This window comes from Aminivibrio sp. (genome assembly GCF_016756745.1).
Classification (GTDB): Bacteria; Synergistota; Synergistia; order Synergistales; family Aminobacteriaceae; genus Aminivibrio.
Map to the genome: position 1 here is coordinate 7,100 of NZ_JAESIH010000005.1, position 11,329 is coordinate 18,428.

The 11,329-nt window shown below is 56.5% G+C and carries 10 protein-coding genes and 3 tRNA genes; 10 read left to right on the forward strand and 3 right to left on the reverse strand.

Annotated elements, in window-relative coordinates; all coding sequences use genetic code 11:
* The 4 genes from JMJ95_RS00235 to JMJ95_RS00250 form a co-directional block, all read left to right on the forward strand.
* On the forward strand, positions 1-1,483 hold a 1,483-nt coding region (locus JMJ95_RS00235; RefSeq protein ID WP_290680942.1), incomplete at its 5' end, for a hypothetical protein.
* A gap of 352 nt (positions 1,484-1,835) precedes the next feature.
* A tRNA-Thr gene (locus JMJ95_RS00240) sits at positions 1,836-1,911 on the forward strand.
* Between the two features lie 22 nt (positions 1,912-1,933).
* Positions 1,934-2,018 (forward strand) — tRNA-Tyr (locus JMJ95_RS00245).
* A gap of 14 nt (positions 2,019-2,032) precedes the next feature.
* A tRNA-Thr gene (locus JMJ95_RS00250) sits at positions 2,033-2,108 on the forward strand.
* A 389-nt stretch (positions 2,109-2,497) separates the two neighbouring features.
* On the opposite strand, the gene alaE is transcribed toward JMJ95_RS00250, so the two are convergent.
* Entirely contained in the window at positions 2,498-2,959 is a 462-nt protein-coding gene (alaE, locus tag JMJ95_RS00255) for an L-alanine exporter AlaE (RefSeq protein ID WP_290680944.1), read from the reverse strand.
* 188 nt (positions 2,960-3,147) lie between these two features.
* Here alaE and JMJ95_RS00260 point away from each other — a divergent pair, with 188 nt between their 5' ends.
* From JMJ95_RS00260 to JMJ95_RS00275, 4 genes are all read left to right on the forward strand, one after another.
* Complete coding sequence (locus JMJ95_RS00260) at positions 3,148-4,482, forward strand: amidohydrolase (protein WP_290680946.1); 1,335 nt, start codon at positions 3,148-3,150, stop codon at positions 4,480-4,482.
* 149 nt (positions 4,483-4,631) lie between these two features.
* Positions 4,632-5,972, forward strand: coding sequence for an AAA family ATPase (locus JMJ95_RS00265; protein ID WP_290680947.1), 1,341 nt, complete (start codon positions 4,632-4,634; stop codon positions 5,970-5,972).
* On the forward strand, positions 5,969-6,394 hold the full coding sequence (locus tag JMJ95_RS00270; protein WP_290680949.1) for a hypothetical protein: 426 nt from the start codon (positions 5,969-5,971) through the stop codon (positions 6,392-6,394). The genes JMJ95_RS00265 and JMJ95_RS00270 overlap by 4 nt, the downstream gene beginning before the upstream one ends.
* A 532-nt stretch (positions 6,395-6,926) precedes the next feature.
* Positions 6,927-7,346, forward strand: coding sequence for a hypothetical protein (locus JMJ95_RS00275; RefSeq protein WP_290680952.1), 420 nt, complete (start codon positions 6,927-6,929; stop codon positions 7,344-7,346).
* A gap of 111 nt (positions 7,347-7,457) precedes the next feature.
* Here JMJ95_RS00275 and JMJ95_RS00280 read toward each other — a convergent pair whose 3' ends face one another.
* Positions 7,458-8,174, reverse strand: coding sequence for a glycerophosphodiester phosphodiesterase (locus JMJ95_RS00280; RefSeq protein ID WP_290680955.1), 717 nt, complete (start codon positions 8,172-8,174; stop codon positions 7,458-7,460).
* 245 nt (positions 8,175-8,419) lie between these two features.
* On the opposite strand from JMJ95_RS00280, the gene JMJ95_RS00285 reads away from it, so the two are divergent.
* Both JMJ95_RS00285 and JMJ95_RS00290 read left to right on the forward strand, forming a co-directional pair.
* Positions 8,420-8,971, forward strand: a complete 552-nt coding sequence (locus JMJ95_RS00285) for a DJ-1 family glyoxalase III (RefSeq protein ID WP_290680958.1) — start codon at positions 8,420-8,422, stop codon at positions 8,969-8,971.
* A gap of 69 nt (positions 8,972-9,040) precedes the next feature.
* Complete coding sequence (locus JMJ95_RS00290; protein ID WP_290680961.1) at positions 9,041-9,793, forward strand: sulfite exporter TauE/SafE family protein; 753 nt, start codon at positions 9,041-9,043, stop codon at positions 9,791-9,793.
* Between the two features lie 431 nt (positions 9,794-10,224).
* Here JMJ95_RS00290 and JMJ95_RS00295 read toward each other — a convergent pair whose 3' ends face one another.
* Entirely contained in the window at positions 10,225-11,289 is a 1,065-nt protein-coding gene (locus tag JMJ95_RS00295) for an ABC transporter ATP-binding protein (protein ID WP_290680964.1), read from the reverse strand.
* Between the last annotated feature and the right edge of the window lie 40 nt (positions 11,290-11,329).

The following is an 11,329-nucleotide window of genomic DNA, read 5'->3' on the forward strand; positions in this document are numbered from 1 at the left end:
GTGGAGCCTCGACGGAAAAACCTTTGAGAGCGGTCACCTGGTGGAGAACGTCCCCACGGGGAAATACACCGTCTCCTTCTCTGACGTACCGGACTGGACCAAACCGGCAGATGCCGAAGTTACGGTCGCAAAGGACGGGACGGCGTCGGTGGAAGGCAAGTATGTCCGCCACGTGGGTTCCGTCTCCGTGACAATCGACGGACCGAAAGAGGCGAAGTGGACCTTCGACGGGAAAACCTTTGAGAGCGGTTACCTGGTGGAGAACGTCCCCACGGGGAAATACACCGTCTCCTTCTCTGACGTACCGGACTGGACCAGACCGGCAGATGCCGAAGTTACGGTCACAAAGGACGGGACGGAGTCGCTGGAAGGCAAGTATGTCCGCCACGTGGGTTCCGTCTCCGTGACAATCGACGGCCCGAAAGAGGCGAAGTGGACCTTCGACGGGAAAACCTTTGAGAGCGGTTACCTGGTGGAGAACGTCCCCACGGGGAAATACACCGTCTCCTTCTCTGACGTACCGGACTGGACCAAACCGGCAGATGCCGAAGTTACGGTCGCAAAGGACGGGACGGCGTCGGTGGAAGGCAAGTATGTCCGCCACGTGGGTTCCGTCTCCGTGACAATCGACGGTCCGAAAGAGGCGAAGTGGAGCCTCGGAGGCAAGGGGAGTTATGACAGCGGCTACGTGCTTAGGAACGTCCCCACGGGGAAATATATGGTGAGCTTCGCCAACGTACCGGACTGGACCAGACCGGCAGATGCCGAAGTTACGGTCACGAAGGACGGGACGGCGTCGGCTGCCGGAGCCTATGTCAAGCACACAGGCTCGGTGACCGTTACAATTGAAGGTCCGAAAGAAGCCCGCTGGGCTCTTGATGGAAAAGGTGCCTACGCCGGCGGTCAGACTGTGAGCGGGATTGATGTAGGTAATCCGGTGCTCTCCTTCTCTGAAGTGCCGGGGTGGACAAAACCGGAAAATCGGAGGGTTGTTGTCCGTAACGGAGCGGTAACTAGAGCCTCCGGCACCTATGTCCGCCATACCGGATCGGTCAAGGTGGACATCACCGGTACAAAGGACGGCCGGTGGAGCCTCGACGGAAAGGGGAATTACCCCGGCGGATGGACGGCGGGCAACGTAGTTGTTGGGACCTATAGGATCCTGTTCTCCGATGTGCCCGGTAGGATCAAACCTGAACCCATAACCATCACCGTCAGTAAGGGAGCCACAACTGCCGTTTCGGCCGCATACACTCAGAATACCGGTGCGATTACAGTTACTATCGACGGCCCCAAAGAAGCTCAATGGAGCATTGACGGAATGGGAAGCTACGAAAGCGGCCAGACTGTGGGCGAAATCCTCTTGGGCAATCATGTTATTTCTTTCTCCTACGTGAAAGGATGGAAGTCTCCTGCTGACATGACGGTCACTGTCCAGAGGGGGGCCACCGTCTCGGCATCCGGCGTTTATACGCGACGATAGGCGGTTCTGGAACTTTTCCGCCGCATCCTGACTGACTTACAGGGCAGGTCCCTCTCCGGAAAATGGGGAGGGACCTTTTATTCGCAAGAGGAAAGAACAGCACGCAGAAAAACCTTGCCGGCCCTCAACCCTCGGTTTAGGATCGAGGCATCCGTGTCGGTTTCTCTCCTTTCAGGCGCCCTCCCCCAGGTACCTCTCCGCAAAGAGCGCAAAGCGGGATCTCTTCGCCTCCGGGGAGGGCGAATTCACCGTATGCCCGTCGACACTCCCTCTGCCTGAAAAATTTGCGGATTTAGGGGACAAATCGAAGGTTGACATCTCCGTTTGAGCCGCTATAATATACCTTCGTTGAGCCGGTGTAGCTCAGCAGGTAGAGCAGCTGACTTGTAATCAGCAGGTCCCCGGTTCGAGTCCGGGTGCCGGCTCCAGTAAAAAGCCAGGCAAAATTTTGGTGGGATGGCCGAGTGGTCAAAGGCAGCAGACTGTAAATCTGCCGACACCGTCTACGAAGGTTCGAATCCTTCTCCCACCACCATTTCATACAAGAAAGCCGACTTAGCTCAGCAGGTAGAGCACATCCATGGTAAGGATGGGGTCTCCGGTTCGAGTCCGGAAGTCGGCTCCATATAAAGACAAGGCTCCGTCACTTGTGCGGAGCCTTGTCTTTATATGGAGCCGTGAAACTGTTCTTCTTTCAGGCAAATCTTCTCACGAAATACCCTAAATCCGCAGGCAGCGGGGAGTGTCACCAGTGCTCGCTTGGGCGGGGGGTGCAGATTGTCGTCCTTGACAACTGCCCAGGCGATCATCTCGGCTCCCTGCGTTCGCCGGTTGCCTGCCTGTGAAACCGACACCCGTGTCGGTTTCTCTCACCTCAGGCGCCCTCCCCAGGGGATAATCTCTTCGCCCCTGGGGAGGGCGAATTCACCTTATGCCCGGCGACACTCCCTCTGCCTGAAAAATTAGCGGATTTAGGAATACAGGGGAATCTTGACGAAACCCGGCTCTTTCCCCTTACAGTTTTCTTGCGAGATTCCCGGCGATTCGCCTGCAAAATTCAAGAAAGATTCCGTAGGGCCTGCCGGCAAGCGAAAAGACGACCGACATGAATGCCGACGAAAGAAATATCTGTTTCCATGTCGCCCCTGCGCAAAGGAGTACAATGACATAGAGCGGGACCTGAAAAATGACGAAGGCTAGCGTGTCGCCCAGAATCATTTTCCACGGTTTCGTTCCGTCAATCCCGAGGGCGAGAAATAACCTGTCCCGGAACAAGCCATAGGGCCTCCCGGTAACAAGATTGACTGGTATGGCCGCTATTCTGGCGGTGACGGACTGAAAAAACGTCAGCTTCGCGATAAAAATCTCAATACCCATGCACAATGCCGTGGAAAAAAGAACCATAGCCGAAACATCGGCGATCAGGAAGCAGATCCTTTCTTTTCCCTTCCCGACAGATCCCCCGGAATCATTCAAGAACCTCACCCGCCCCGTGCGACCGTTCCGCCTCGTTCTTTTTTCTTCAGATTTTCTCATTTCCATCAGCCTTAGTATACTGCTTTTTCCGAAAATAACACGGAATGCTTACCAGGAAAGGGCATTGGACAATGGGTCCTCTATTCTTCATAATATGGGGAAGAAATATTCACCCGGAGGGGATGCCCGTGTATGCACGGATAGAAGAACTGGCGGACAGGATGACGGAAAAGCTCGTCGCCTGCCGCAGGGATTTCCACAAGTACGCCGAAAGCGGCTGGTTCGAGATGAGGACAGCCTCCATCATTGCCCGACGCCTCACCGGCATGGGCTATGAGGTTTTAGCAGGACGGGACGTCTGCCTTGACGAATCCCGCATGGGACTGCCCTCGGACGAAGAGCTCCAGAAGAACTACTTTCGGGCGAAGGAACAGGGGGCGGATGCTGAATTTCTTGAGAAAGTCAGAGGCGGCTTTACTGGGGTGATGGGTATCCTCCGCTGCGGGGAAGGGCCAACGGTGGCTCTCCGGTTCGACATCGACGCCCTGGGCGTGGTGGAAGACGCCTCCCCGGAACACCGTCCATTCCGGGAGGGCTTCAGTTCCGTGAATCCCGGCATGATGCACGCCTGCGGCCATGACGGCCATGCGGCCATCGGTCTTGGCGTGGCGGAAGTGCTCATGGAGGTAAAAGACGGTCTGCAGGGCACCGTCAAAATTATCTTCCAGCCGGCCGAGGAAGGTGTGCGTGGCGCCAAAAGCATCGTGGACAAGGGGCATCTCGACGGGGTGGATTATGTCCTTGCCTGCCACGTCACCGAAAGAACCACCGCCGAGGACCGGGTCTCCGACATCACCGCCGGGATGGGAGGTTCCCTGGCCACTTCAAAGATGGACGCATACTATTACGGAAAATCAGCCCACGCCGGCGGTGACCCTCAGGAGGGACGCAACGCTCTTGCCGCCGCCGTCACGGCCGTCCAGAACCTGCTGGCCATTCCGCGGAACAGTAAATCCGATACCAGGGTCAACGTGGGTACCCTCCACGCCGGATCGGGGCGGAACGTCATTCCCGAATTCGCCAAAATGGAACTGGAAGTCCGCGGCAAAACCAGCGAGGGGAACATCTACATGGAACAGTGGGCCCGGCGGATTCTCCGGACGGCTGCGGAAATGCACGACTGCACCTGCGAAGTGAAAAAAATGGGTGAGGCCTTCCTGCTGGAAAGCGACAAACCGCTCATGGAGCTCATCCGGGACGTCTGCAGGCAGAATCTTGCCGCCGTAAGAGTACATCCCCAGCTTCGGCGGGAGGCCTCGGGCAGCGAGGATTTCTCCTACATGATGAAGCGGGTGCAGGACCAGGGGGGGCAGGCCTCCATGCTGAGGATTCTCACCGAAACGGCTGCCGTTGCCCACAACAGCAGATACGACTTCGACGACAGGGACGCCCTGCCCAAGGCAGTCAAGGCGCTCAGCGCCGTCACCTGCAGGCTCCTCACGGGAGGCCGGGCAGCACAATGAACGCCGAAGCATAAGGTATACTCGATTTCGGGCAGGGGACGTTCTCTTGTCCTGAGCGGGGAAAAGAATTCCACTCCCGAAGGCGTCACCGGACGGGAGCGGCCGGATTGAAATACCACCATGATCCGAAAAAAGGGAGATGTTGTGCCGTGACTCAATCACCCTTCAGTATCTTGCGAAAAATAGCTGCCGCACTCTTCGGTTCATGGGCTCCCGAAACTACGGAACAGGTCCCTTCCGAGGTGCAGGAAGGCGATGTTCCGGAGGCGCTCCCGGAACCGTCGCCGGAGCCGGATTCTGAAACAGTCCTGGAAACGGCCTTGGAGGAGGACGAAACATTCTTCGGTGAAGTGCCGCCGGAATACGCAGGTGAACCGATTCCGGAATTGAATGACGTTCAGGTCCGGGAAATGACTGGGGAAAACAATCCCGAGCCTTCTCCGGAGCCGGCGAACGAAGCGGCCACTGAACCACCCGATCAAGAAGAGGACATCCCGGCCGAAGCTGTCATTCTCATTCCTGCCGCAGAGCCTTCCAGCGAAGAATCAATTGTCCCTCCCTTCCGGGAAGGGGCAAAAACCCGCATTCTCTCCGTGATGAACTACAAGGGCGGCGTCGGCAAAACCACCGTTACGGCGAACCTGGCCGCGGCGCTGGCGAAGAGGGGAAAAAGGGTCCTGGCCATAGACCTTGACCCCCAGTCCAGCCTGTCTTTTTCTTTCTTCCACGTGGACGAATGGAAACAGAAATTTGCCGAGACGAAGACTATCAAGAACTGGTACGATGCTTTCATCGACAAGGATTTCAACTGGAACCTCGAAAGGCTGGTCGTCGACCCGAAACTCCAGATCAGGGGAAACGGAAAACTCCATCTCATCTGTTCCCATCTTGCCCTCATCAATATCGAAATCGAACTCAGCAGCAAGTTGAGCGGCTCCACGGAACGGGAGCTGCGGAACAATTTCCTTCGGGTTCATTCCAGGCTCGCTCAGGGCCTCAAGTCCCTTGACGGACGGTACGACGTGGTCCTCATCGACTGCCCGCCCAGCTTCAACATTGTCACCAAGACCGCCGTGGCGGCCAGCGACTACCTCCTGGTACCCACTATCCCCGATTACCTTTCCACCCTGGGCATAGACTACCTGAACAACAAGGTCGAATCTCTGGTGGAAACCTACAACCGCTACGTTGATATCTGTGAAGACCACGAATTCACCCATATCAACCCCGTCATGCTGGGGGTGCTCTTCACCATGATCCAGTTGTCCGCCGGAAGCCCCATCAGGGCACAGCAGCCCTTTATCAGGGACGTCCGCAAGCGGGAATATCCCGTCTTCGAAACCATGCTGCGGGAAAACAGGACTATGTACTCCAACATATCCGCCACGCCGCTGCCCGTCATACTCCGCCGCGGGGCGGGGCAGACCCAGCAGAATGTCATCAGAGAACTTGAGGACTTGGCTTCGGAAGTACTGGAGAGGATGAAATGATGAAAAAAAATACCACAGAATATCCCAGGCTGCTGAAGATACTGGCCTCGGTGCTGGAAAAACTCACCGACGAGGACATCCGGGGGCTTCTTGCGGGTGAACTGAACCTTGTCACCGAGAGGAGAGCGAAAAAGCAGACGACGAAAGCAGTATCCTCTGCGGTGGGCGAACCGGACATAACAGCCGTGGAGAAAAGGCTCTCTGCCTGCGACAGCCGTGAAGAAGGCCGGAAAATCCTTTCCTCTCTGAAGCTGAAGAAAGCCTCGCTGCTGAAGATCGCCGAAGGCCAGGGAATCAGCGTGCGGAAAGGCGACACCGTCGCCGTGATCAGCGATGCGATTGTGGAGTGCTTTATCGGCTTCAGGCTCAGAGATGACGCTTTCAAAACCATCGACCTCAGGGGAGAGAAGGAAAAACTCTGATTCTGCGGCACCGAAGGCCCTGAAAGGCAGGCCCTTCCCTCTGCGGAAATGACGGCTTCTCTCCGGAAGAACCGTCATTCTGCCCTGTAGATGCTTGCACCGACTGTCGTTCCTTTCGCTGGTGGCATATAAGGAACCTCTGAATAATGTCGATGAATGTGTTAAAAAAACAGATTCTATCGGGGCGCGTGAGGACAAAATATTCTTTTTTCAGAGCTTCCATAAATGACCTTCGTACGGAAGGGAGAGCGAAAAGAGCGTAAAGGAGAGACCATGTCAGGCGGAAGGTTTCCCAAAGCATCGAATATGAAATCCGTATGCGTAAAGGAGAGACCATGTCAGGCGGAAGGACGTCCTAGAAAAAACTTCCCCATTCCCATGGCGGTCATCTTTCTTCCCAGGCCTTCCTGGCAGTATTTATGCTCTGCCACTCCGTGCTTCGCGGTCAGGGCTTCCCGCTCGGTCTCTTCGCATGGCTGGGCTGATAAGCATTTTCAACATATCTTCCACCCGGAGACGGCTCCTTGGAGCCATGACCACAGAACGGCTCGGCATCCGCACCATCCTTCTGCGGACCTCCGGCCTTGTCGTGGTCTTTACACTGCCGCTCTGGTTCACGGATCATGCGCTGCTGCTACTCGCCCTTCGGGGAATCTCCATGGTGGCCATCTCCCCCTCACCAGGGGATCAGTATCCCTCCGGACCGGAGGGGAGGTGTCTGCGCATGGATCCCCGTGGCTTACGTCTTCCCCAAGGTGACTCTTTTCACCCGGTGGAATGGTTCTTCTCTTCGGGGATGTTCACGGCCTACTTCCTGCTGAGTGTGGAAGTGGAGGCCGCCATAGACGTCGTGCCCGCAACCCTTCCCGCGAACCTGGGTTGGGGATGCGGGAGAGGTCGCAGTTATCAGGAAGATCGGCCGGCTTTACTTTACGGTCCGGACGATTTCTAAGGCTGACAAATGCAAACCTCCTTTCTTCGGCTGTTTCGCTCGTCTGAAAAAGGACTTGGTTCCCCGGCACGGAAAAAGTGGACTCGTATCTCTCGCCTGGGGCTGATTCCCTCACTTCAGCCCCAGGCACCTGTCGGGGTAATTTGTGATGACGAAGTCCGCACCCTCTTTTAGCAGCTCTGCGGCGCGTTCGGTTGTGTTCACCGTCCAGCACGCAGTTTTCAGGCCGCGGTCGTGGGCCTCTATCATGAGCGCAGCGGATACGAAGTCATGCCGGGGGTGGATGCTGTAGAGGTCAAGTTTCAGGTTTTTCACGTAATCGAAGGGGCGGGGAGGCAGAAACTCGAAGAGCAGTCCGAGGCGGATGTCCGGGGAGATTTTCCTGGAACGCTTCAGGGAGAGATGATTGAAGGAAGAGATAATGGTGTTTCCGAGCCTTCCGTGCTCTTTGAGAACTGTAATTGTTTTTTCTTCCAGTCCCGGGCCGTCCGACGGCCGGCTTTTCAGTTCCACGTTCAGAAGCAGTTCTTTCGGAACCAGTTCCAGAACTTCCCGGAGTGCCGGGATTTTCTGCCCCCGGAATTCCGGGGAAAACCATTTTCCTGCGTCAAGGGTCCGGATTTTCCGAAATGTCATGTCGCGGATTTCGCCGGAACCTCCGGTGGTTCGCGCAACGGACCAGTCATGGTGGACGACGGGCTCCCCGTCCCGGCTGAGCTGGACGTCGAACTCGAAACCGTGGCATCCCTGCCGCATTCCCAGCTCGAAAGCCGCAATAGTGTTTTCCGGAGCGTACCCCGAGGCTCCCCTGTGTCCCAGAACAAGCAACGACCGTCACTTCTTTCATTAATGCAGGAATGACTGCCTTTTCTATGTACCATAAGATTGTGAAAGGGGAAAGGGGGTATCGGCAGAACCGGCGCCCGAAACTCGGAGTTGATTCATGCCGGCGTTCGCCGGGATACAGGGGTGATGTGCGGCAAAGAGGTCCTTCTTTGGGCCCGGATATGTTATTTTATTCGAGGAGCAAATTAAGAGAGGACCGGGGATTTCCCGGGAAAGGAGGAGCGAAGATGACCATGCATGTTCTTGTTCCCCTGGCGGAGGGTTTTGAGGAGATCGAGGCGGTGACGCCCATTGACGTGCTGCGGCGGGCAGGTGTGGATGTGACGGTGGCATCCGTCGGCGGGCCTGTGGTGAAGGGTGCCCGGGGTATTCTCGTGGAAACCGACAAGACTCTTGACGAGTGTGCGGACAAAGATTTTGACCTGATCGTCCTGCCGGGCGGCATGCCCGGTGCGGTGAATCTTGCCGGATCTGCCGTGCTTTCGGACATGCTGAGGAGGCACCGCGAAAAGGATCTTCCCCTGGCGGCCATCTGTGCCGCCCCGGCGGTGGTGCTGAACCCTCTGGGGCTTCTTGGGGAGGAGCGGGTGGCCTGCCATCCGTCGGTACGGGAAAAACTGGGCGATACGAATCGGACTGAGGAGCGCATCTGCGTCGGGAAAAAACTTGTGACTGCCGCCGGGCCCGGGGTGGCCATGGAGTTTGCCCTTGCGCTGGTGGAGCTTATGGAAGGCCGGGAAAAGGCTGAAGAACTTGCGAAAGCTATGGTGGTGAAGTAGATCAGGATGCTCCCGGTGCCGGGTGTACTTTCCCCCGGCACCATTTTCTGCCGAGGACGTGATTGAATCGTGGATTTTTCACCGGTTTTATTGACGGGTATCTTTTTCGTGGGCGTTGTTTCCGGTTTCTTCAATACCATAGGCGGGGGAGGCTCTCTTCTGGTCCTCCCGTTCCTTTCTTTCCTGGGTATGGACGTGGCTGTCGCAAACGGTACGAACAGGCTCGCCATAGTGCTGCAGAGCATCGCCGGAGCTGAAACGTACCGGAAAAAGGGTGTTCTGTGCTTCCGGACAGCCCTTCCCCTGGCCGGAATCACAACCCTTGGCTCAATCCTGGGAACGTTTCTGGCCATCACTATCGACAGGCAGTACCTCAATCTTTCCGTGGCATTCTTTATCTCCCTCATGGCGGTTCTCCTGGTGTTCAAGCCGGAGATGTGGGAAAAGCAGCATGATGCCCGTCTTTCGAAAACGGGGATCTTCTTTGTGTTCTTCTTCATAGGAATATACGGCGGGTACATCCAGGCCGGGGTGGGGTTTTTTCTCACCTGGGGTCTCGCTCTTGCCGTGGGGGTGGACCTGGTCAGGGGAAATGCGATAAAAATGGTAATCGTGGGGCTTTACAATGTCGTCAGTCTCGCCATTTTTTACAAGAACGGCATGGTGGATATCCCGGTGGGCCTCGTTATGGCCGGAGGCAGCATGGTAGGAGCGGTCATCGGGGCCAGGTTCGCCGTGGCGAAGGGGAACACGTGGATCCGGTGGATCCTCGCCGCAGTGGTCATCATCAGTGCGGTGAGGATGGTCTTTGACGCCCTGTAGCGAGGGTGCCCGGAGGAGACGAGTTAAACTCATATCCGGTGTATGGACTTTGAAAATGAAGTGGCGTATCCTGCCGATTGGGCCGGCAAGCTCACAATCGACATTGGTCCCTTCGTAAACCAACACGTCGGCCTCGATGCCCATGTAGATCCGGACGCCCTGAATGGTTTCACGAATCACTTTGAAGTTTCCAAAGTAAAAGGAGTGGGCGGTGCGGGACATGGCGGGGCATGGCCCGAGATGCAGAGAGCAGCGAGGCTCCGTTCTTTCGCGGCATCGACGTTTTCCTTCAGCGTGCTATAGGCGTGCCCGCCGGCAATTGTGTGGGTGTGCAGGTTAAAAAGAGGTTTCATTTGTTCTCCCGTAGCGTCTCTTTCATAGCGCATATGTCCGTCCTGTGTCCAACTTGTTCTGTTGGAACTCTTCCCTGTCTAGACGGCCCGGCGTTGTTGTTCCCAAGCCGTCTCCTCAAAGACCAGGCGAACTGAGTCGCCTATCCGGTACTCTTCAAAACCGCCGGCGTAGACAGTGAACATTCCTCCCTGACAGAGCACGGAGTAGTGAATTTCCCTGCCGTTATACTGTTTATTGGCGATTTCCCCCTCAAGCCCCCGATCTCCTGTGGAAAGGTGAAACTGTTCAGGCCGGACGGGGTAGACCTCCATTTCGCGGAATATATCGGCGACGGAAGCTCCGTTGTACACAAGGGATGGATCCTCATTTGCCAGGAAATGTTCTCCCACCCATGTCCCCCGGACGAAATTACACTTACTTACGAAGCCGGCTGCGAAGGAAGTCCGGGGGTGGAGGTATACGTCTCTCGGCGTTCCCATCTGTTCGATTCGACCGTCCTTCATGATGACGATCCGGTCTGCCATGGCGAGCGCTTCTCCCTGGTCGTGGGTAACGTAGATGATTGTGGCTCCCGTGAGCCTGTGGATGTCCTGGATTTCCCGGCGCATTTCCACCCGCAATTCCTGGTCGAGGGCGCTCAGAGGCTCGTCCATGAGGAGGATGGATGGTTTGGAAACGATGGCCCGCGCTAACGAAACTCTCTGTCTCTGTCCGCCGGACAGTTCTCCAGGCAGGCGGTGCTGCAGACCGACCAGCCCCACGGCTTCGAGAGTGCGGTTCACGGCAGCCTGCTTCTCCTCTTTGCTTATTCCCTTGTGACGAGGGCTTCTCAGTGGGAATTCTACGTGGTGGCGCACGGTCATGTGAGGCCACAATGCAAAAGACTGGAATACCATGCCAAGATCTCGCTGCTCCACGGGGACATAAACGTTCGACGAGGAGTATATTCGGTCCCGGAAAGTCACCACGCCTTCGTCGGGGCGGAGAAATCCCCCCACCACCCGCAGCAGAGTGGTTTTGCCGCAGCCGCTGGGACCGAGGATGGCCACGAACTCCCCGTTTTTTATGTCCAGAGTGATATCATCGAGAGCCTGAGTCCGTCCATACCTGTGGGACACATGTTCCACTTTCAATCCTGTCATTTTCTTTCTCCTTTCGCCGCTGGGAAAGTATGCCGTACAA